The organism is Massilibacteroides vaginae (assembly GCF_900178525.1).
Lineage (GTDB): Bacteria > Bacteroidota > Bacteroidia > Bacteroidales > Tannerellaceae > Massilibacteroides > Massilibacteroides vaginae.
Map to the genome: position 1 here is coordinate 787,738 of NZ_FXDJ01000009.1, position 22,023 is coordinate 809,760.

Annotated in this window: 16 protein-coding genes; 8 read left to right on the forward strand and 8 right to left on the reverse strand. The window is 42.5% G+C overall.

Annotated elements, in window-relative coordinates:
* Window positions 1–2: 2 nt before the first annotated feature.
* Entirely contained in the window at window positions 3–605 is a 603-nt protein-coding gene (locus B9Y81_RS11740; protein WP_085537107.1) for an LEA type 2 family protein, read from the forward strand.
* Window positions 606–642: 37 nt separating this feature from the next.
* Window positions 643–3,372: a family 78 glycoside hydrolase catalytic domain gene (locus tag B9Y81_RS11745; protein WP_085537108.1), complete on the forward strand. Its 2,730-nt coding sequence runs from the start codon at window positions 643–645 to the stop codon at window positions 3,370–3,372.
* An 80-nt stretch (window positions 3,373–3,452) separates the two neighbouring features.
* On the opposite strand, the gene B9Y81_RS11750 is transcribed toward B9Y81_RS11745, so the two are convergent.
* Complete coding sequence (locus B9Y81_RS11750; RefSeq protein WP_085537109.1) at window positions 3,453–5,537, reverse strand: beta-galactosidase; 2,085 nt, start codon at window positions 5,535–5,537, stop codon at window positions 3,453–3,455.
* Between the two features lie 16 nt (window positions 5,538–5,553).
* A complete protein-coding gene (gene nagA / locus B9Y81_RS11755; protein WP_245832442.1) occupies window positions 5,554–6,771 on the reverse strand; it encodes an N-acetylglucosamine-6-phosphate deacetylase in 1,218 nt (405 codons plus the stop codon).
* Window positions 6,772–6,812: 41 nt separating this feature from the next.
* Here nagA and B9Y81_RS11760 point away from each other — a divergent pair, with 41 nt between their 5' ends.
* Window positions 6,813–8,480: a nucleoside kinase gene (locus tag B9Y81_RS11760; RefSeq protein WP_085537110.1), complete on the forward strand. Its 1,668-nt coding sequence runs from the start codon at window positions 6,813–6,815 to the stop codon at window positions 8,478–8,480.
* A 925-nt stretch (window positions 8,481–9,405) separates the two neighbouring features.
* On the opposite strand, the gene B9Y81_RS11765 is transcribed toward B9Y81_RS11760, so the two are convergent.
* From B9Y81_RS11765 to B9Y81_RS11780, 4 genes are read right to left on the reverse strand one after another with little or no spacing between them, the layout of a single operon-like run.
* Window positions 9,406–9,834 (reverse strand): DUF3788 family protein, encoded by a 429-nt coding sequence (locus tag B9Y81_RS11765; RefSeq protein WP_085537111.1) that lies wholly within the window; start codon window positions 9,832–9,834, stop codon window positions 9,406–9,408.
* Between the two features lie 23 nt (window positions 9,835–9,857).
* Complete coding sequence (locus B9Y81_RS11770; RefSeq protein WP_085537112.1) at window positions 9,858–10,331, reverse strand: AraC family transcriptional regulator; 474 nt, start codon at window positions 10,329–10,331, stop codon at window positions 9,858–9,860.
* Window positions 10,328–11,257 (reverse strand): helix-turn-helix transcriptional regulator, encoded by a 930-nt coding sequence (locus B9Y81_RS11775; protein WP_085537113.1) that lies wholly within the window; start codon window positions 11,255–11,257, stop codon window positions 10,328–10,330. Before B9Y81_RS11775 ends, B9Y81_RS11770 begins: the two co-directional genes overlap by 4 nt.
* Window positions 11,258–11,263: 6 nt before the next feature.
* Window positions 11,264–11,686, reverse strand: coding sequence for a VOC family protein (locus B9Y81_RS11780; protein ID WP_085537114.1), 423 nt, complete (start codon window positions 11,684–11,686; stop codon window positions 11,264–11,266).
* Between the two features lie 283 nt (window positions 11,687–11,969).
* Between B9Y81_RS11780 and B9Y81_RS11785 the strand changes: the two genes are divergently transcribed.
* The 5 genes from B9Y81_RS11785 to gntK all read left to right on the forward strand — a co-directional run bounded on the left by B9Y81_RS11785 (window position 11,970) and on the right by gntK (window position 19,603).
* The gene (locus tag B9Y81_RS11785; RefSeq protein ID WP_245832443.1) at window positions 11,970–12,665 is read left to right on the forward strand and encodes a DsbA family oxidoreductase; all 696 of its coding nucleotides are present in this window, start codon (window positions 11,970–11,972) and stop codon (window positions 12,663–12,665) included.
* 238 nt (window positions 12,666–12,903) lie between these two features.
* Complete coding sequence (gene pnp / locus B9Y81_RS11790; protein ID WP_085537116.1) at window positions 12,904–15,099, forward strand: polyribonucleotide nucleotidyltransferase; 2,196 nt, start codon at window positions 12,904–12,906, stop codon at window positions 15,097–15,099.
* 206 nt (window positions 15,100–15,305) lie between these two features.
* Window positions 15,306–17,708 carry a sodium-translocating pyrophosphatase gene (locus tag B9Y81_RS11795; protein WP_085537117.1) on the forward strand — a complete coding sequence of 801 codons (2,403 nt, stop codon included), beginning with the start codon at window positions 15,306–15,308 and terminating at the stop codon, window positions 17,706–17,708.
* 17 nt (window positions 17,709–17,725) lie between these two features.
* Window positions 17,726–19,045, forward strand: coding sequence for a gluconate:H+ symporter (locus B9Y81_RS11800; protein ID WP_085537118.1), 1,320 nt, complete (start codon window positions 17,726–17,728; stop codon window positions 19,043–19,045).
* A gap of 15 nt (window positions 19,046–19,060) precedes the next feature.
* Window positions 19,061–19,603 carry a gluconokinase gene (gntK, locus tag B9Y81_RS11805; RefSeq protein ID WP_085537768.1) on the forward strand — a complete coding sequence of 181 codons (543 nt, stop codon included), beginning with the start codon at window positions 19,061–19,063 and terminating at the stop codon, window positions 19,601–19,603.
* A gap of 257 nt (window positions 19,604–19,860) precedes the next feature.
* Here gntK and B9Y81_RS11810 read toward each other — a convergent pair whose 3' ends face one another.
* A complete protein-coding gene (locus B9Y81_RS11810; RefSeq protein WP_085537119.1) occupies window positions 19,861–20,970 on the reverse strand; it encodes an acyltransferase family protein in 1,110 nt (369 codons plus the stop codon).
* A 21-nt stretch (window positions 20,971–20,991) separates the two neighbouring features.
* Entirely contained in the window at window positions 20,992–22,005 is a 1,014-nt protein-coding gene (locus tag B9Y81_RS11815; protein ID WP_085537120.1) for an ATP-dependent 6-phosphofructokinase, read from the reverse strand.
* Window positions 22,006–22,023: the final 18 nt, after the last annotated feature.

A 22,023-nucleotide genomic window follows, 5' to 3' on the forward strand; every position in this document is an offset into this window, starting at 1 on the left:
AAATGAAACGAAAATTAATTGCTTTAATTCCATTTTTATCTTTGATTATAGTTCTGTCCGGATGTGGCACAACCGTTGGCAACGACCTTTCCGGAGCCTATAATATGACACAATGCAAATATGCTTACAACTCAATCTCGAATCTTTCGGTATCCGGAGTCAATCTAACTTCAGGATCGGCATTATCTCCTGCAAATCTGGTAAAACTGACAGCCATCCTTGCCGGAAACCCGAGTAATATCCCATTGAATTTTACCGTCAACATGAACGTAACCAACCCGAATGAGACGCCTGCGCTTCTCAACAAATTACAATACGCGGTTAGCATCGACGAGATTCATTTCACCAATGGAACACTCGAACAGTCCGTAAATATCCCGGGAGGAAGTACCCAAACAGTCCCACTCACAATAGGCGTAGACGTAGCAAATCTGATGAAAAATAACAGCCAAACCGCATTGTTGAACATTGTAAAGAATATAGCCGGTATAAGCGGTGAAAAATCCACAGTATCGCTTAGCCTCAGACCAACATTCAACATCGCAGGACAACCCATAACATCACCAATCGCCTTCCCAGTAAGCTTCTCATTTGGCGGAAAGTAACTGTATATTATGAAAACAAATCTAATACTATTAAGTTATGATCAAGAATCAATTCTTATTACCCGTTCTTATCTTACTTATCACTGTTGCCGTTGCTTGTACTGAGACACATAATGTAGTGCTTTCATCGTTAGTAACAGAGATGCGTGAGAATCCCCAAGGTGTCGGAAACGCAGCTCCACGCTTTTCTTGGAAACTGGAAAGTGAAGCTCAAGGTATTACACAAGTTCGCTATCAGATTGAAGTGGCAGCCTCAGAGCCGGATTTGAAAAATAAGTCAAATTTATTATGGAACACCGGTGAAATAGAGTCAGACCAATCTTTGTTGATCAAATATGCCGGTGAGCAATTGAAATCAGGCAAAGCTTATTTCTGGAAGTTGACCGTGTGGACAAATACCGGCCAAAAGATAGAAAGTCGTGTTCAACACTGGTCGAATGCTTTATTGAAAGAGGCAGACTGGAAAGCGAAATGGATAGGCATAAATGATCCGGAAAACTTACAGGTTGATAAAAACCGGACAATACTCCCGGCTCGCTATCTTCGTAAAGAGTTTAATGCGACTTCTTCGCCCAAACGTGCCGTGTTATATATTTCTGGGGTAGGTTCTTCTACATGTTATATAAATGGTCTACAAGTTGGCAATGATGTGTTTGGCCCGTTACCTACCTGGTATGATGCGTCAGTTCCTTTTCTTACATACGATGTTACCTCATTCGTGAAAAGCGGTTCAAATGCAATTGCCGTAGCCCTTGGTAATGGTCGCTTTCTGACTATGCGGGAGAAAGGAATGCATGGTTTCGGCTTGCCACGGCTGATCGCTCAACTTCATATTGAGTACGAAGATAAAGAGGAAGTCATAATTACGGATGAAACATGGCAGGCTACAAACAACGGGCCTGTTGTGGAAAACAATGAGTTTGATGGTGAAAAGTATGATGCCCGCCTTGAATTGGGCGAATGGACCAAGAGTGGATACGATGCCTCTGCATGGCAATCAGCCGCTATGATGGAAGCTCCTAAAGGAAAACTTGTAGCTCAGCTATCTCCCAGCCTGAAAGTGATGGAAGAAATACGCCCAATATCAATTAAGGCAGTAGAAAACGGACGCTACATTGTTGACATGGGGCAGAATATGGTTGGCTATATACATGTTAAACTTAAAGGCAAACAGGGTCAGCCTATATCCATGCGGTTCGCGGAAGTGTTAACACAGGATGGAGATAGCTTATATATGGATAATTTACGCGGTGCATTGGTTACCAATGTCTATACTCCCGCTTCTGATGGTATCTTCACATGGGAACCTCAATTCGTTTATCACGGTTTTCGTTTTGTTGAACTATCCGGTTTAGAGAGTGAGCCCTCAGTTAATGATTTAACAGGGAAAGTAGTCTATGACGAGATGGCTACCATCGGTAAGTTTGAAACCTCGAATGAACTAATAAACAAGCTATACTCAAACTGTTATTGGGGAATACGGGGTAATTATCGGGGAATGCCTACGGATTGCCCTCAGCGGGATGAGCGATTAGGATGGCTTGGCGATCGTACAACAGGTGCTTATGGAGAAAGTTTCATTTTCAACAATGCGCTGATGTACAAAAAATGGTTAGTGGATATAGAAGAGTCTATGAATAAAAACGGTAGTATCTCTGTGGTGTCTCCTCGTTACTGGACTATTTACAATGATGATGTTACCTGGCCTGCAGCCTATTTTTATGTTGCTGACATGCTTTATACTCAGTTTGGAGATGATTCCTCTATTAAAAGGCACTATCCCTCCATGAAGCGATGGGTTAAGCACATGACCGACTCGCAAATGACGGATTATATCCTCATGAAAGACACCTATGGCGATTGGTGTATGCCTCCTGAATCCGCGGAATTGATTCATTCACAAGATCCGTCACGTAAGACGAATGGACAGGTGCTTAGCACAACTGTATTCTACAGCATTTTGCAACTGATGGAAAAATTCGCGACTATGAACGGCAAAGCTGATGACGCGGCATCTTTCGCGGAACTTGCAGGTAAGATTAAAGCGTCATATAACGAGAAATTTTTCAAACCCGAAACAGCTCAATACGATAATAATACAGTTACGGCAAATCTATTATCATTGCAGCTGGGTCTTGTTCCTGAAGGATATGAAGCAAAAGTTTTCCGTAATATCGTTGAAAAAACAGAAGTCGATTGCAAAGGACATGTTAGTGTAGGCGTATTAGGCATTCAGCATTTAATGCGTGGCTTGACCCAACACGGAAATCTGGAATTAGCGTATAAAATTGTAACAAACGAAACTTATCCATCCTGGGGATATATGATCAGAAATGGCGCGACGACTATATGGGAGCTATGGAATGGCGACACGGCCAATCCGGCGATGAATTCGAGAAACCATGTTATGTTGTTGGGCGATCTGCTTATTTGGTTTTATGAAGATCTGGCGGGAATAAAAAACGATCCCTCTTCTGTTGGTTTTAAGAAGATATGGATGGAACCTGTATTTCCGGAGAAACTGGATCATGTAAATGCTTCTTATAATTCACCGTACGGAAAAATAGAAAGCGTATGGAAGCGCGTTGGAGATAATCTGACCTGGCATATAACGATTCCGGCGAATACTACGGCTACAGTGAAACTACCTTTAAAATTCGGTGTCAAAGTAGATAATAAAATGGCCGGGATTCGTTCGGTTAAGGAAACAGGAGAATCTTTGGTTGTCGAATTGGGTTCGGGTAACTATGTGTTAGCATCCGAATAACCCTTTATTTAATAGTAAAAAGAACATCCCGATCGGAAAAAATCGGGATGTTCTTTTTTATAATCAGCTGGAGGAGCTTGTTATTTCACTTTCCAGACTAAAACACCTGCTGGTTCGATTTCTTTTGTTCCAATTAATATTTTCGCACCTGCCGGCAGAGGAAACGGATAGTTCTTTGACGAATAGTTGACAGCTATTCCGAAGCCATCGCGATATTCCATCCATACTCCTTCCGGAAAATCCATAAGCGAAGTGTTGCTGAACGCGTAAATACGTTTTAAAACATCCGCTTCTAACTCTCCGCTTTCCGTTTCCGTTCCGATGTAGGTTACAGTACCCTTTCCTAACTTGCGGTGGGTAACCGTTGGAGTTCCTTTATAAAACTGGTCTGCATGCGTTGCCCATACTTCTGTTTCATTTAGAGGAATAAGTCCTTCGCTCCAGTTATTCCAGGCATATTTCTTTCCGTTCATTTCCACATTGCCGGACTGGTTTGCCGGAACAAAGTCGTGGAAATCATATCCGGCTCCAATCAGAGGGGCTATCTTATCGGCGATAGGAGCTTCAAATAAATGACTCATGCGATCTTTCCATCCCGAACGCACACTTAAAACAAGGTGTCCTCCGTTTTTCACATAATCAGTCCAGGCAGTTATTAACGAATCATCTACCATTTCATAGGCGGGAGCAATCAAAACAGGATAGTTGGAGAAGTCTTTTCCTTCATAAATCACATCTACCGGAGCTCCAAAACGCTTTAAGGCTTTGTAATATTTCTGAATGTGCCTTTCGGTATCCCACGTATTATTCAGTTTTCGTTTCTCCATGCTCCATACATTCTCATGTGTATAAAGAATGCCTACTTTACGATTTGTATAATCCGCCGGCAGGGCTGATCCCGGATCGTAATTCTTCCGCAGAAGCGCGATTTCGTTGATGAATTTCTCAAATTCCAGTCCTCCCCGGGAAGGAGTTACGCCGTCCGTACTAATAATTCCCTGATGAAACTGCTCGTCGCCAAACAACGGCTGACGAAAACGGTAAGTACAAGTCAGATCACTTCCACCGGCAAACACAGACCACAACCACAACCTTACGGCTCCGGGATAAGGCAGACTGTTGCGTGTTCCCCAATTCACCTGTCCGGGTTGGAGTTCCATTACGCCGTATATTCCGTCTATCGGGCGGGTAAAGTCGTTTGCGAAAGGAATACGCATCGGGTCGCCTATACGGAAACCAAGTTCTTCAATGCCGGGATCTCCGTATACCATATAACGAGTATATGTATTAAAATCCAGCTTCTTTGATTGTCCGAAATGACCATCCGCATAGTTCGGAATATAGTTGGAGGTGATCCATTGATCCGGATTTGTGTACTTCCTCAACACATCGGCCTGTTCATCCATGAAAGAAGCAGCTTCGTATGCCGAAAATCTTTTCCAGTCTAACAGTTGGTGCGGATTCTGCCCCCAATTTGCCGGCAAGGGAAATGTAATTTGTTCAAAAGAAGCATACACCTGACTCCAGAATGCAGCTCCCCAAGCTTTATTCAGGGCGGAAATATCATTATTATATTTCCTTTTCAAGAAAGAGCGGAAGCGGTTTAACGCATCGGTGTTATAATCTTGTCGAACTCCGGGTTCATTATCCAATTGCCACCCTATTACGCGCTTATCATTTCCGTAACGTTTACCCAGTTCAGCAATCATCTTCATCGAATATTCACGATAAAAGGTACTTGAAAAGGAAGCATGTTGACGTGCGCCGTGATCAACCGTAGTACCATTCTCATTCTTTATCAGAATTTCCGGATGCGAACGTGTGAGCCATACCGGAGGAGTAGCTGTAGAAGTACATAATACAACCTTGAGGTTATATTTAGCAGCCAAAGCAATTGCCCTGTCTAACCAACCGAATTCATAACGCCCCTGTTCCGGTTCTAATTGCGCCCAGGCAAATTCGGCGAAGTGGGTAAATTCAAATCCCATTTCAGCCATTTTCTTCAAGTCTCGTTCCCACTGACTTTCATCCCAATGTTCGGGGTAATAATAAGCACCTACAAGTGTTAAATCTTTTTTCGGAAAATACTCTTTTCTATCCTTTGCCGCGCCGGAAGGGATTAGCAGCACGCAGGCAAAGGCCATCATTAGCAATTTGTGTTTCATACTCATTTTTATGGTTTTACAATCTGTTATAAACGATTCGTCCTTCTACGATCGTGGTTTTAATCTCAATATTGGGGTCAAAGATAATAATATCCGCGTCTTTACCACACGCCAGCTCGCCTTTCGTGTCGAATATACCCATAATACGAGCAGGCGTTTCCGAAGCCATGCGAACTGCATCCGGCAAGGGTATGCCAACCTGTTTAACTAGCGTGCGGATCAGCCTGTCTGCCGTAGCTACACTTCCTGCTAAAGCAGAACGATCGGCCAATTTACAAACGCCATCTTCCAAAATAATCCGCCCGTTATGAATAAACGTTCCTTCTTCGCACGAAGCGGCAGCCATAGCATCGGTAACCAACATGATTTTATCGGGCCCTTTTATCTTGTAGATCAATTTTAAAATAGCAGGAGGAACATGGATACCGTCGGCTATCATTTCTACCGTCATATCATCTATCAGGTAAACCGCCTCAATAGTTCCCTCGTGTTTGTATTCTCCGGCTTTATGAACTCCGGTCATGGCATTATAGAAATGAGTAGCATGCGTATAACCGGCCTCCCAAGCCTCGCTTACCATCGCGTAATCGGCCACTGTATGGGCCAGCGAAACCACTACCCCTTGCTTTGAAGCAAAGCGGGCAAAATCCAAAGCCCCCGGAAGTTCAGGCGCGGCACTCCATCGCTTGATACAAGACGTTTCGCTCAATAATGCTTTATATTCGTTTTCACACGGCAACGACAAATAGGCAGGATCCTGCCCGCCGCACATATCTTTGTTCAGATAGTTTCCTTCTAAATGAAGTCCCATAACACGTGCTCCCTGCGGCGTCTCATCCATTATTTTCTCACAGGTTTTTATACTCTGCCTGAAAACAGATAGAGGGGCGGCCGCCAAAGTGGGGTATATGGCTGTTGTGCCATGCTTCGCATGCGTGGAAGCGATTGTGCGAAAAGCTTCCGGAGTCGCATCCAGAAAATCAAATCCGCCGCCTCCATGCACATGTGTATCTATACAACCGGGTGCAACAAACAAGCCCTTGGCATCCAGTTCGGGCATACGCTCCCCACTCAACTTATCGTCCTCTATAGCAACTATCTTTCCGTCATTTATTATTAGCGATTTATGCCTGCAAATTCCTGTAGGCAGTACTAATGCGGCATTCTTTATTCTATACAATTTATCGTTGTTGCAAGCATTCATGTGATCTTGTATTATCGGATTATTATTCATAACTTTAAGCAATAAAAATACAAAAACCAATTCACTTTTATATGGATGCAACCATTAGAATTTATTGTAAGAATAATAACACATACACGAATGTTCCCTCAGGGTCTTCTTTACTTGAAATATATGAATTAGTGGGGGCTCCACTTAAATACACTCCCCTGAATGCGCAGGTAAACAACAAGGTGGAAGGATTAACTTATCGGTGCTGGAAATCGAAAGATGTCGAGTTTATGGACTATACCCATTCGTCCGGATCGCGCGCTTATATACGTTCGCTTTGCCATATTTTCGCTAAGGCGGTTTATGAAACTATACCAAAAGCTGGTTTAAATCTTGAGCATCCTGTGTCAAAAGGTTACTATTGTGTGATCAAAAATGGTGAACAGATCTCAGAAACAAAAATTCAGGCAATCAAGGTTCGTATGCAGGAAATTATTGACGCGGACTTCAAATTCTATCATAGATACGTACGCACCTCAGAGGCTTCCGAGCTCTTCCATAGCCTCAATATGAAAGATAAGGCCCGGTTAATTGAAACATCGGGTATGGCCTATACGTCTTATTATGAATTGGATGGTTACGTTGATTTCTTCTATGGGTGCCTTACTCCCTCAACGGGATATATCAAGCTGTTTGATATAATTCCGTATAACGACGGCATTTTACTCCGCGTTCCTAAACGTACAAGTCCAAATGAACTTGAACCGCTGATAAGACAGGATAAGATGTTTGAAGTTTACAAGGAACACCTCACTTTACAGCGCATGGTGGGTCTAAACAATGTGGGAGATCTAAATCTCTCCTTAAAAAAAGGAAACACATCGGATATAATCAAGGTATCTGAAGCGGTACAGGAAAAGCAAGTTGCCAAAATAGCTGAAGATATTGCTCGTCGCTTTAAAGACGGTGTACGTATTGTGCTGATATCCGGCCCCTCTTCTTCCGGAAAAACAACCTTCTGCAAACGATTACAAATACAGTTGCTGACAAACCTAATCCAACCTATCGCTATCTCTTTGGACGACTATTTTTTAAACAGAGAAGATACCCCAAAAGACGAATCCGGCGATTATGATTTCGAATCGCTATACGCATTGGATCTGCCATATTTCAACAGCGATCTTGAGAAGTTATTGGCAGGAGAAAAGATTAATTTGCCCAGCTTCGATTTTAATACGGGCACACGGATTTATAAGGGCAAAACATTAAAACTAAAGGAAAATTCCGTACTCGTCATAGAGGGAATACATGCGTTAAACCCGGAACTTACCGCCATGGTGAACGACAAGTGCAAGTATAGGGTTTATGCCTCGGCGCTGACCTCCATCTCGTTGGACAACCACAACTGGATACCGACTACCGATAATCGGTTGTTACGTCGCATTGTTCGCGACTACCGGTTCAGGGGATATTCCGCAAAAGACACGATCTCCCGTTGGGCAAGCGTTCGTCGTGGAGAAGAAAAATGGATTTTCCCCTACCAAGAAAATGCCGACGCAATGTTCAACAGCGCGATGATATACGAGCTCGGCGCTTTACGAAAATACGCCGAACCCATTCTGATGGAAGTACGTGAGTCCGACCCTGAAAATGCAGAGGCATACCGTTTGCTCCGATTCCTGCGTTACTTCAACTACATCCCCGACTTCGAACTACCGGGCACATCACTGCTACGCGAGTTTTTAGGAGGCGGAAGCTTTAAATACTAAAAACAAAACCAATCAACCCACTGTCATGCTTCGACAGGCTCAGCATCTCATACCAACCCCTTGTCATGCTGAGCTTGTCGAAGCATCTCATACCGTCTGACTATCATTTAACGAAGCCATAAGCAGAGATCTCTCCGCTTCGGTCGAGATGACAGGGAGGGTGGTCGGGGTGACAAGGGAGGGATTTCGAGAAGACAAAAAGGATGGTTCCTACCCGGAAAAGAGCACGATGCCGCGATAAGCGGCGAGCCGTGAAAAAACCGGCCTCATTGGATGAGCGTTAAGAAAAACACGGAGCGAAAGCGTTAAAAACAAATCGTTGTTTGAGCGAAGCGAGTTTTCGATTTGTTTAGCGAAAGCGCAGTGTTTTTTAGCGAAGGAAGTGCAGCCTTGATCTTTTTTGCTTCGTTTTTTGGATCAAGCCAAAAAATGATGTGGGGTCACAGGGGTGAAACCCCTTAAAACCCTGTCCCATCCACTGTCATGCTGAGCCTATCGAAGCATCTCATACCAACCCCTTGTCATGTTGAGCTTGTCGAAACATCTCTCCGCGTCTGACTATTCTTTAACGAAGCCATAAGCAGAGATCTCTCCACTTCGGTCGAGATGACAAGGAGGGATAGTCGAGATGACAAGGAGGGACAGTAGAGATGACAGGGAAGGGGGGGGCGGAATGACAAAGAAAGTGATAGAATTAACAATTCAAATTTAGCCATCAATCAACAGAGAAAAATCATTATACTATATAAATAAAAAGATAACCTTTATTTTTCCGAAAATATCCTTTATTTTTCAAGAAATAACCTTTATGTTTTTAGCCAAATCATACACGCTGATTATCAGCAATATACGATTTGGCTAAAAAAAAGCAACTTACCCCTGATTTTAACTTAAAAAATCACACAAACGGATACCAACCCAATCATCATTTCAATTTCTTTTTAAACCGAATAATGGTCAGTAAATCCGGAATATCCTCCACCTTATTAATCTCAATAATCATAGGAATTAAACGACCAATAAGCTTTGCAGAACAAAACTCTTCTTTGATCTGCGTTGAAACAGGCAAAGCAGCAATCGCTTCAAGGTGCTTTTCCTTGAAAAAAAACGAAGTCTTAAAAAAACCGGCCCATACCGAAAGCCAAAAGACGGTTTTCTGCTTATACGTTACTTTGCCAAGCCAGGATTTGCCGTCATTATAATATCGCCATTCAACAGTCAGTCCGTAATTTTCGCTTGTAACCGTCTCAACAAATGATTCCAATACGCAAAAGACCGCATCACCAAGCGCATCTTTCAAAACTTCATTCGTAGGGAATATCTCCGGATTCCTCAATAACATTTGTGGTTCCATCGCTTTAGTGTGTATTATTTATTTTATTTCAAAGGAATACGGATCTCCACAATCCAGGGAGCATCAGGATCCTGCTCATCACCAACGCAACCGACATATAGTTCATAATGATCGCGTGTATCGCATTGATAGGCTTTTTCGTTAACAGTGGCATACGCTTTTTGCCACGCTTCGCAAAATTCGGCCATGACGATCTCTGCCTGCATTACAAAATATTTACCTCCGCTTATTGTATACTGTTTCATCCCTTCACCCGGTGTTGTATCGGCAAGATCCTCTAAACAAGCTTCCGAACGCAATTGCTCCACAGGAGTAGTTAACGGATCGTCATGATACACACCGGCCATTTTAGGAGTTGCCGCCCAAAGATTATTTGCTGCTGCCCATCCGGCTATTTTTTCAAAAGCGCCCCCTATTCCGGAATAATCGCCAAGGTGTGAAATTGCAATCGTTTTAATCGGATTGAGCGTCTTTATCTCTGTGCAATTAATTTTCATACGTCTAAATTTTGAATAATTTGTTTTATAATATCTTTTATTTCAACGGGATGAACCACGGTTGTGGTGTCGGCATTGGCTAACACCCATCTGGCTAAAACCTCAAGCGAATAGGCCATGTAGGTTTGTTCTATTCCACCGTCTGTCAATTCGTTCTCGTTGATTAATCCCATAAAGAAACACCGGTCTGCGTTGTATCTGGCCACCTCTTTGCTTGTTCGCAACACTACTTCCGTAAGACATTGAGGTGCATCGGTTCCGGCCAGCGATTCCAATGTAGGATGTATTTTTGTATGCTTGTCGGTTGTTGTCCTTATATTGCTAATACGATCAAGTCTGAACATCCGGTACTCCTTTCGCAGGTGACACCAGGCCGTAAGGTACCAGCTCGGGTGTGAATAGCAGATTCCGACAGCCTCTAAGGAACGTCTGGTTTTATTATCATCGGCATTGGTATAGTCAATCTCAATAATCAGTTTTTCGTTTATACTGTTCAATATCATCTGCAATAAGTTCGGTAAACTTTCGCGTGTATTCCTGCTTTTATACACGGCGATAGAATCACCCATATTATGAAGATATTGCTTATCTACAGCACGCAACGCGGCTCGTATTTTATCCATGCCCTGACGGAAATACTTACTGTTCTGACTATCTGTAAGCTGTTCGATAATTTTCTCAGCAGTAAGAAAAGCGATAGCCTCCTCTTTTGTGAACATCAGCGAAGGCAACCGATAACCTTCAACCAACGAATATCCAACCCCGGAATTTCCGCATATCGGCACACCGGCTTCAGCCAGCGTATTCATATCTCGGTAAATGGTGCGCAAACTCACCCCGAAACGTGCTGCCATTTCAGACGCCTTAACGATTGGTCGCGACTGAAGTTGCACCAACAAGGTCGATATGCGGTCGATCCGATTCACAGCCGGTTAATTTTCGGAGAACAAGATCGCCCAAAGCACGCCATAACGATCGAGAACCTCGGCATACCGCTTAGCGAAAAAGGCTTCGCCAAGTTCACATTCAATCTTTTGCGCTCCTACAGATAATTTGGCATACACCTCCTCGGCCTGCGCAATCGAATCGCAATCGAGCGTCAGCATGTGTCCTTTATTCCCAAAGTTCCGTTTATCATGCGGCAACGTATCAGCAACGCTCATCGATCCTCCGGGAAAACCGATACAACAATGTAAAATCAGTTGCTTGCACTCGTCCGGAACGGGCATCTCCGGTGTAGCAGGCATAGAATCATACCGAAAGATATTCTCTATCTTTCCACCCAAAGCGTTTGCATAAAAACCAGCCGCTTCTTCGGCCACTCCATTAAAAACAAGATAAGATGTAAGTTTCATATTCAAAACATTTTATTGATTGTAAAACAAAGATAAAGCGCAAATCTGACAACAGTATGTCAACAAGTTTTTGATAAATGTAAATAAAATAGTTTTTTTTAGTCTCAGAGATTCTTCGTTGCGTGTCAAATATAAAAAAGGTTTTTGATCCGGCTCTACGTTTGCTTTATGTATTTTTGGCTACTATTTAACAGCAACTTATTTAGTTTATCTGTTTACTATATAATAGGATTGTAAGCAGAAATTGTTAGATTCGCAAAAAACATTTTGAACTATGGGGAAAATGAAAATTGATATTTGGGCAGACATTGCCTGTCCGTATTGCTATGTTGGCAAAAAGAAGTTAGAAGCTGCTCTTCAGGCTTTTCCTCACGCCGACCAGATTGAGTTAGTATGGCACAGCTATGAACTTAATCCTGATTTAAAAAATGAGCCTCTTAACTCAACCTATCTGGATTATTACAAAGACAAACAGGAAGAGTTGAACGAACTTCAAAAACTGGCTCAGGCAACAGGAATACGGTTTAATTTCGAAAACTTAGTAATTACAAGTACATCAGACGCGTTGCGCACAATCAAACTGGCGCGTAAGTATCATTTGGAAGGGAATACGTTCGAGGCTTTTTTCTTTGCTTATTTCACTGAAGGTAAATGCATAAGCGACCGAGAAGTTATAAAGGAAATCGCGTTAAATGTAGGCTTGCCTGTGGAAGAACTTATGACAATGCTCGACGGCAATGAGTTTCTGACTGAACTGACAGAAGACATTCGTTATAGTGAGGATCAATTAAATCTGGAATATATCCCGTTTTATTTGTTCAATAACAAGACGATTATTCAAGGCTCTATTTCGGGAGATGTTTATCTGGAAACACTAAAGAAAACGTTTGACGACTGGAAAAGCAACGGTGTTTCCACCCAAACGGATCACAGCGTTAAAGGGATAGGTTGTTCTATCGATGGAAAAGGTTGTCGTTAAGGAAACAACCGGATATATACATTTTGATCCGTAGACGATCAAAGAAATTCCTATTACTACTCTATTGTAATTGACCTACAAAGTCAGGAGAAGAACAACACCGGTTTCAGCCAAAGGTTCATCTTGCCCATTAAAAAAGGGATCTTCTGTGCTTTTTATTTTCATTTACATCTAATTAGAGTAAACTTTCACTACATTTGCAACAGTTTTACAGATAAAAAATAAGATAAAGAAGATTATGCTTAATCCAATTAACAAGACGATCAAGTTGGGTGATGGAAGGACCATTACCATCGAGACCGGAAAATTGGCTAAACAAGCGGATGGTGCCGTTACTGTAACAATGGGTAATACCGTTTTATTGGCGACCGTTTGTGCAGCGAAAGATGCAAACCCCGGTGTCGATTTCATGCCGCTTCAAGTAGAGTACAAAGAAAAATTTTCAGCAGTAGGCCGCTTCCCCGGAGGATTCACAAGGAGAGAAGGCCGCGCTTCGGATTATGAAATCCTGACATCCAGATTGGTGGATCGCGCTTTGCGTCCTCTTTTCCCGGATAACTATCATGCAGAAGTATTTGTTAATATAATTTTATTCTCGGCAGATGGCGAAGATATGCCGGATGCTTTAGCAGGTTTAGCTGCTTCAGCAGCTCTTGCCGTATCAGATATACCTTTTAATGGTCCTATTTCAGAAGCACGTGTAGCTCGCGTAGATGGTAATTTTATCGTCAACCCTACTTTCTCTCAATTGGAAAAAGCAGATATCGATATCATGGTAGGTGCTACGCTGGATAACATTATGATGGTAGAAGGCGAAATGAGCGAAGTGCAAGAAGAAGAAATGCTTGAAGCAATCAAAATCGCTCACGAAGCTATTAAGGAACAATGCCGGGTACAGCTTGAATTATCTGAAGCTTGCGGCAAACTTACCAAACGCGAATACTGTCACGAAGAAAATGACGAAGAACTACGTAAAGATGTACACGATAAATGTTTTGCTAAAGCGTATGCAGTAGCAACATCGGGTACAGGAAAACATGAACGTGGTGAAGCATTCCAAAATATTATTGCCGAATACAAAGAAGGACTAAGCGAAGAAGATCTTGCAGCGAAAGGTGAAATGATCGGTCGTTATTATCATGACGTAGAGAAAGAAGCTATGCGTCGTGCGATTCTGGATGAAGGCAAACGCCTTGATGGTCGTAAAACAACAGAAATCCGTCCGATCTGGACAGAAATAGATTGTTTACCTGGTCCTCACGGTTCTGCTGTCTTTACACGTGGTGAAACTCAATCGCTCACAACGGTAACGTTGGGAACAAAATCAGATGAAAAACTGGTAGATGATGTATTGAATCACGGAAAAGAACGTTTCTTGCTTCATTATAACTTTCCTCCTTTCTCCACAGGAGAGGCTAAAGCTTCACGTGGAGTAGGTCGTCGCGAAGTGGGTCACGGAAACTTGGCTCACCGTGCTTTGAAACGTATGATCCCTGCTGATTATCCTTATGTAGTACGTGTGATTTCCGACATCCTTGAATCAAACGGTTCGTCATCAATGGCAACAGTTTGTGCCGGAACATTAGCGCTTATGGATGCCGGTGTGAAGCTACAGAAACCGGTATCAGGTATCGCCATGGGATTGATCTCAGAAAATAAAGGAACAAACTACGCTATCCTTTCAGACATTCTTGGTGACGAAGATCACTTAGGAGATATGGACTTCAAAGTAACCGGTACAAAAGACGGTATTACAGCTACTCAGATGGATATCAAGGTAGATGGTCTGTCATACGAAATTCTTGAGAACGCATTAGCACAGGCTAAAGCCGGACGCCTTCATATCTTAGGTAAGATCACAGACTGTATCGCAGAGCCTCGTACCGATCTTAAGCCTCATGCACCTCGTATTGAAACCCTCACTATCGGTAAAGAATTTATCGGTGCGGTTATCGGCCCGGGTGGAAAAATCATTCAGGGAATTCAGGAGAAAACCGGTGCGACTATTACCATTGAAGAAGTGGATGGCTTCGGTCAAATTGAAATTTCAGGAACAAACAAAAACACAATCGACGCTGCTATCAGAGCAATCAAGGGTATTGTTGCTGTTCCGGAAGTAGGTGAAGTTTACGAAGGAAAGATTTCTTCCGTAATGCCTTACGGTGCTTTCGTTGAGTTTATGCCGGGCAAAGACGGATTACTTCATATTTCAGAAATAGACTGGAAGAGATTGGAAACAGTTGAACAGGCGGGACTTAAAGAAGGAGACATCATTCAGGTTAAACTGGTTGACGTTGACAGCAAAACCGGAAAGTTCAAACTTTCAAGAAAAGTATTACTTCCTAAACCTGAAGGTTACGAAGAACGCCCACCAAGAGGTGAACGTCCTCCAAGACAAGACCGCGGACCTCGTCCGGAACGTCGTCAGGATTAATGGAACTACGATGAAAAGGATTAACTAAAGAATAGCATTTCAGGATTATTCTTTAGGGATTAAAACATTAAAGGAGAAAATAAGGTATACCTTCATTTTCTCCTTTAATGTTTTTTTTATTTTAGCCTGATAATATTACCTAAATTATTAATAACTTGGGTTCGTTTTTGACTTTTTTAAACCACATTATAAAACACGTTGAACCCATGAGAAAAGCACAACAAATTAGCGCATTCATTATTGTATTTATTTTATCTAACATCAGTACCAAACTCTACGCCAGCGAACTTGATCTCGCAATCCCGGATCTTCATGAAGGCTCATTTCACATCTGGGGAAGTAGTATTTCCGCCTGGGATTTTTTATTTTACGGTGCCCTTATTATTCTCGGAACTTTAGGTTTTAGTCTTTTACTTTTTGCTCAAATTAAAAAACTACCGGCTCATACGTCTATGCTAAAAGTCGCAAATACGATTTATGAGACTTGCCGAACCTATCTTCTTCAGCAAGGGAAATTTTTACTTTTATTATTCGGCCTGATAGCCGTTGTGTTATGTGTGTATTTCTTCGGACTTGCCGAACAAAGTTTTTCGGTAGTCATTCAGGTACTTCTTTTCTCGGTTGTTGGTATGGCCGGTTCTTATGCGGTTGCTTGGTATGGCATTCGTGTAAACACGTATGCTAATGCGAGAACGGCTTTTGCAGCTCTACGCGGTCGTCCGCTGGATGTTGTAAACATTCCTTTGCGCGCAGGTATGAGCGTTGGACTGTTTCTTATTTCGCTTGAATTAGTAATGATGGTTTTCATTCTTTTATTCGTTCCTCGCGAGATTGTCGGAATTTGTTTTCTTGGCTTTGCCATTGGTGAATCATTAGGTGCAAGTGCTTTGCGTATTGCCGGTGGTATATTTACCAAAATAGCGGATATCGGTTCGGATCTGATGAAGGTTGTGTTTAAGGTGAAAGAAGACGATCCGAGAAACCCGGGAGTTATTGCCGATTGTACGGGAGATAACGCCGGTGACAGCGTCGGACCAACAGCCGACGGATTTGAAACTTACGGTGTTACAGGTGTAGCTTTAATTACTTTTATCACATTGGCCGTTCCCGACCCACAGATGCAAGCCAAGCTGATTGTATGGATATTCGGTATGCGTTTCCTTATGGACTTCCTTTCCGGTTGTGCCTTCTTTATTAATCAGGGTATTTCTGAAAAGCTTTACGGTAAAAAGAAAGCATTTGATTTTGAATCGCCTTTAATGAGGCTGATCTGGATTGCTGCCATCTTATGTATCACGGCATCTTTCTTTATGAGTTACCTGTTGCTCGGTGATATTGCCGTTGCAGGGCTTTGGTGGAAGTTGGCTACTATTATCAGTTGCGGAACTTTAGCTGCTGTATTGATTCCTGAATTTACCAAAATATTTACCAGCTCAAAATCGGGACATGTGCAGGAAATTGTAACGGCCTCTCGTGAAGGTGGTCCTTCGTTAAATATCTTATCCGGGATAGTAGCAGGTAATTTCAGTGCCTTCTGGACAGGCTTGTTGATTGCGGCACTAATGACATTGGCTTATTTTACAGCCGGACTTGGGCTTACTGATGTATTAGGCCCTCACGCCTCTATATTTGCCTTCGGATTGGTTGCTTTCGGATTCCTTTGCATGGGACCGGTAACCATTGCAGTAGACAGTTATGGCCCCGTAACAGATAATGCTCAATCGGTATTCGAGCTGGCTCAGATAGAACAAATTCCGGGTATCAGTGATGAGATTAAGAAAGATTTCGGCTTTACTCCCGATTTCGAAACGGGGAAACATTTTCTGGAAGCGAACGATTCGGCCGGAAATACGTTTAAAGCAACTGCCAAACCCGTTCTGATCGGAACAGCTGTTGTCGGAGCTACAACAATGATCTTTTCAATTATTCTTTTGCTGGAAAAAGCGGGCTTGCTTAACCTTTCATTAACAGACGCACCCGTGTTACTTGGCCTTATCAGTGGCGGAGCGGTGATTTTCTGGTTTAGCGGTGCGTCCATGCAAGCTGTAACTACCGGAGCTTACCGGGCGGTAGAATACATTAAGAAGACATTTAATATGGATAAAAAAGAAGCAGACATTGAAGACTCCAAATCTGTAGTAAAGATATGTACACTTTATGCACAGAAAGGAATGTGGAATATCTTCATAGCTTTGATCTCGCTCACACTCTCATTTGCGTTTATGGATCCAAACTTTTTTGTCGCTTACTTAGTTTCAATTGCTGTATTCGGATTATTCCAGGCCATTTACATGGCAAATGCCGGAGGTAGCTGGGACAATGCAAAGAAAGTAGTAGAGGTTGATCTTCGTGAAAAAAATACTCCACTTCATGAAGCTGCCGTTATTGGTGATACCGTGGGAGACCCGTTTAAAGACACCTCATCCGTTTCGCTTAACCCGATCATTAAGTTTTCAACACTGTTCGGACTTTTGGCCACGGAGATATGTATTGATATGAAGTTTAATCCGGCTTACGATTTTTCTATGTATATTGCCATACCATTTTTGCTTATCGGACTTTATTTCGTTTGGCGTTCGTTCTATAAAATGAGAATTCCTATAAAATAACTTAACACTTTCATATTATGAGTTTCTTTATAATTGCTTTAAGTTTACTACTGTTAATCGTACTTATTTCATATTTTAAAGTCGATGCCTTCTTAAGCTTCGTCGCCGCTTCTATATTGGCCGCAATTTGTTTAGGCATTCCTTTAACCGATATTCCACAAGTAATTGATAAAGGAATAGGTAGTATTTTGGGAGACCTAACCCTGATTATCGTTCTCGGAGCCATGTTGGGGAAATTAGTCGCGGCGAGTGGTGCCGCCCGAAAGATAGCCGATGTTATGGTAGGTATGTTTGGAACGAACAAAATCCAGTGGGGACTAATGATAACAGGTTTTATAGTCGGTATCCCCCTATTTTACGGCATTGGCTTTATCCTGCTTGTCCCCATTATTTTTTCTGTCGCTTACCAGTATAAACTTCCGGCAGTATATATCGGACTCCCCATGTTGGCGGCATTATCTGTAGCGCACGGTTTCCTTCCTCCCCACCCTTCGCCCGTTGCATTAGCCTCTATGTTTGGAGCCGACTTGGGGATTACACTGATTTTGGGTATTGTGATTGCCATACCTACTATTATTGTAGCAGGACCGGTGTTTAGCATGACCTTAAAAAACATGAAAACAGGACAGGTTAAGCTGTTCGAAATAAAAGAAGTTAGTGAAGAATATTCCATTCCGGGAAAAACAAACAGCTTCGCGACTGCTACCCTACCTGTTTTCCTGCTTATTATCGTCACGGTTTTGCCCTATATATTCCCTGCCATGAGTCAGCAAACAAGTAGCATCTTCTCTTTAGTAGGAGCCCCATCCATGGTGATGTTCCTAACCATAATTATTGCTACATACACGCTGGGGTTACGGCAAGGACGCTCCATGACGGAAGTTATGCAGATTTACGCTGAAGCCGTAAAAGACATCGCGTCTATTCTTTTGATCATTGCCGGATCCGGTATATTTAAAAATGTAATGGAAACAAGCGGAGTTAGTCTGGAACTTGCCGCCACGATGGAGGGATTATCCATACATCCGCTTATTCTGGGTTGGATGATTGCAGGAATATTACGCGCCTGCGTAGGCTCTGCAACAGTAGCCGCCCTTACTGCCGCCGGCGTAATACTTCCTTTGGCAGCCAATACGGGAGTAAACCCCAACCTGATGGTATTATCATTAGGTGCAGGTAGTTTGATGTTTTCTCACGTAAACGATTCCGGCTTCTGGTTATTTAAAGAATACTTTAATTTAAGCATAAAAGACACATTGAGATCCTGGTCCATCATGGAAATTATCGTTGCGATTATGGGCTTGGTCGGTGTACTCACACTTAATTTGTTTATATAATCTGTTAAAATGAATATGGAAAATAAACCAAACAAGGCGAAAAAGCACTTCAGCTTTGTGTTTATGGGTGTTTCCGGCAGCGGAAAGTCTGCAGTAGCCGAAGCTGTGGCCCAACAAATGAAGTCGCCTTTTTTAGATGGAGACTTTCTTCACCCACGGGCAAACATAGAAAAGATGGCTTCCGGACATCCCCTGAATGACGACGACCGTGCTCCCTGGCTCAAAGCAGTAAACTCCGCGATCTACGCCATGCAGAATACGCATAGCGTATCCGTGTTAGTTTGCTCCGCATTAAAACAAAAGTACAGGGATATGTTAAGAGAAGGCAATACCGGCTTGTATTTTATTTACCTGAAGTGTGATTTTGAATTGATCAGCGAACGTTTAGAAAAGCGGAAAGGACATTTTTTCAAACCCGAAATGCTAAAATCTCAGTTTGAGGTATTAGAAGAGCCCGTTAACAACCACAACGACATTTGCTTTATCGATAGCAGCAAAACATTAGACGAAGTTGTTGAAGAGGCCCTTTCTTTTATCAAAAAAACAGTCGCGCAATAAGGTTAAATCTGAAAGAAATCAACCCCAAAAACAGAGGCGTTTTTTTATAATACTATATAAATAAAAACATATCCTTTATTTTTCAAAAAATAACCTTTATGTTTGGAAAAATAACCTTTATGTTTTTCGACAAATATAATGCGCTGATTACGAGCAAATTAAAGAACACCCGAAAAACAGAGAAAAAAGGCCTGTTTTTAACTTAAAAATGCGCAGAAAAAAGGGCAGCCAATAAAAATTGACTGCCCTTTTTTTCTTTATACTTTCAAAAATATCTTCTGCTTATACAGGAAGTACAAGAACAACCAACATACGGTAAAGTACCCGATGTTGCTTATCAAAGCTCCCGTTTGTTCGGATGAATGGTTAATTATACCACCCAAAAAGAAATTCGAGATTTTATTGAAATCGATAATTCTTTGCGCCAGATAGATCGTTATCGAGTTCAACCCGACTACCCTGAAGAACAGCGAGTAACGGGTGTATCCCTTTACATCAATGATGTAATAGAACACAGCGAACATGAGGAGTGAATATCCCGCCAATACGCAGACAAATGAGCTTGTCCATAATTTTTTATTGATCGGAAATACAAAATTCCAAAATAATCCGATGATGAAAAACGCCAAGGCAGCCATAATCATGTAGCTGACTTTTTTCCTTTGCGGACACTTTTCGTCGGGCAGCTGAACTACTTGTCCGGTAAACATGCCTAACAACGCTGTGGCAATGGCAGGCAGCGTGCTGAAAATTCCTTCCGGATCAAAAATACCATCATTCAATCGTCCCGGCAGCAACACGCGGTCTATCGCGCCAACCAAGTTGTCTTCAAAAGAATACGGAGTGGCCGAGTCCGGTATCAGCCACATGCACAACCAGTAGCCAATCAGAATAATAACGGTAAGCAGCACATTGGTTTTCGTATTGAAGCGCACAAACAACAGGGCGGCAAACATCCACGCTAACCCTATACGGGCCAATACGCTGGCATAACGCATCTGTTCAAAGTCCAGTTTGAAAATACCGTTATACACAAAACCTAATAAGATCAGTGTTATACCCCGCTTCAGTATTTTAGCATAGATTTCCTGATCCGACTTTCCTCCGGCACGTTGTTTGTCTAACGAAAAGGGGAAAGAAATGCCGGCCACAAAAAGGAACAAAGGGAAAATCGTATCGTGATGACTCAATCCGTTCCACTGCACATGCGACATCTGATCGCTTAGCCAGATCATTGTTTCCGAATTCGGGAACAAATCACTAAAGGCAACGATTATCCCGGTCAGGCCCATGATAAAAAACATGTCAAATCCTCTAAGCGCGTCTAAAGACATTAGACGAGCACTCTTCTTTTTCTGTGTTTTCATTTGTATTAGCTGCTTGCTTTGTTATTTTCCGAAAGAAATTCCCATTCTCTCGCCTTGCTTGATAAGGTCATGCTCGTGAGTCACTAATTTTAATTTACCGGCAACTTCAGACAGCGGAATGGATTCTACCGTGTCCCCTTTCATGCAGACCATTCGACCAAACTGTTTATTCGCGATCAGTTCGGTAGCGTGTCCGCCTAAGCGCGTTGCCAGATTTCGATCGAAAGGAGAAGGGTTACCGCCACGTTGTATATAACCCAATACGGTTTCGCGAGTTTCAATTCCGGTTACTGCTTCGATCTGTTTGGTGATATAATCTACCGGGCGTTTGCGATTGGGCGAGTCGATACCTTCTGCAATAACAACAATCGAGTAAGGCTTCCCTTTCTTGGCGCGTTCCCATATCATGTTAGTTACGATTTCCATATCATAGCCTAATTCGGGCAGCAGGATTACATCTGCTCCACCGGCCATTCCGGCATAAAGAGCGATCCATCCGGCGTGATGGCCCATTACCTCTACTACCATAACCCGTTTATGCGAACTGGCGGTAGAATGTAAACGGTCGATAGCTCCAGTCGCTATGTTTACAGCCGTATCAAAACCAAAGGTGATATCTGTTCCCCAAATATCGTTATCGATTGTTTTTGGCACGCCGATTACATTCAATCCGAGATTGACTAATACATTGGCTGTTTTTTGTGTTCCGTTTCCTCCGATGCAAACCACACAATCCAATCCTAGTTCTTTATAATTTCTTCTGATAATCTCTGCTTTTTCAGACTCAGGAATCTCCAGTTGTTTACGTAAAGGTTTTTCTCTTGATGTACCCAGAATAGTTCCTCCCAGATTTAATATCCCTGAAAGTGTTTGTTCGTCGAATTCCTGTATGTCTTTTTCAATAATGCCGGAAAAACCACTATGGATACCTATTACCTCCATGTTGTAATGCATAATGGCGGTCTTCCCGACCCCGCGTATAGTAGCGTTAATTCCGGGGCAGTCACCGCCCGAAGAAAGGATACCAATTTTCATTGTAACTGTATTTTAGTG

Excerpts from the sequence above, each read along its gene's own strand:
- B9Y81_RS11740 (WP_085537107.1), top strand. The coding sequence starts at position 3 with ATGAAACGAAAATTAATTGCTTTAATTCCATTTTTATCTTTGATTATA.
- B9Y81_RS11745 (WP_085537108.1), top strand. The coding sequence starts at position 643 with ATGATCAAGAATCAATTCTTATTACCCGTTCTTATCTTACTTATCACT.
- B9Y81_RS11750 (WP_085537109.1), bottom strand. The coding sequence starts at position 5,537 with ATGAAACACAAATTGCTAATGATGGCCTTTGCCTGCGTGCTGCTAATC.
- nagA (WP_245832442.1), bottom strand. The coding sequence starts at position 6,771 with ATGAATAATAATCCGATAATACAAGATCACATGAATGCTTGCAACAAC.
- B9Y81_RS11760 (WP_085537110.1), top strand. The coding sequence starts at position 6,813 with ATGGATGCAACCATTAGAATTTATTGTAAGAATAATAACACATACACG.
- B9Y81_RS11765 (WP_085537111.1), bottom strand. The coding sequence starts at position 9,834 with ATGGAACCACAAATGTTATTGAGGAATCCGGAGATATTCCCTACGAAT.
- B9Y81_RS11770 (WP_085537112.1), bottom strand. The coding sequence starts at position 10,331 with ATGAAAATTAATTGCACAGAGATAAAGACGCTCAATCCGATTAAAACG.
- B9Y81_RS11780 (WP_085537114.1), bottom strand. The coding sequence starts at position 11,686 with ATGAAACTTACATCTTATCTTGTTTTTAATGGAGTGGCCGAAGAAGCG.
- B9Y81_RS11785 (WP_245832443.1), top strand. The coding sequence starts at position 11,970 with ATGAAAATTGATATTTGGGCAGACATTGCCTGTCCGTATTGCTATGTT.
- pnp (WP_085537116.1), top strand. The coding sequence starts at position 12,904 with ATGCTTAATCCAATTAACAAGACGATCAAGTTGGGTGATGGAAGGACC.
- B9Y81_RS11795 (WP_085537117.1), top strand. The coding sequence starts at position 15,306 with ATGAGAAAAGCACAACAAATTAGCGCATTCATTATTGTATTTATTTTA.
- B9Y81_RS11800 (WP_085537118.1), top strand. The coding sequence starts at position 17,726 with ATGAGTTTCTTTATAATTGCTTTAAGTTTACTACTGTTAATCGTACTT.
- gntK (WP_085537768.1), top strand. The coding sequence starts at position 19,061 with ATGGAAAATAAACCAAACAAGGCGAAAAAGCACTTCAGCTTTGTGTTT.
- B9Y81_RS11810 (WP_085537119.1), bottom strand. The coding sequence starts at position 20,970 with ATGAAAACACAGAAAAAGAAGAGTGCTCGTCTAATGTCTTTAGACGCG.
- B9Y81_RS11815 (WP_085537120.1), bottom strand. The coding sequence starts at position 22,005 with ATGAAAATTGGTATCCTTTCTTCGGGCGGTGACTGCCCCGGAATTAAC.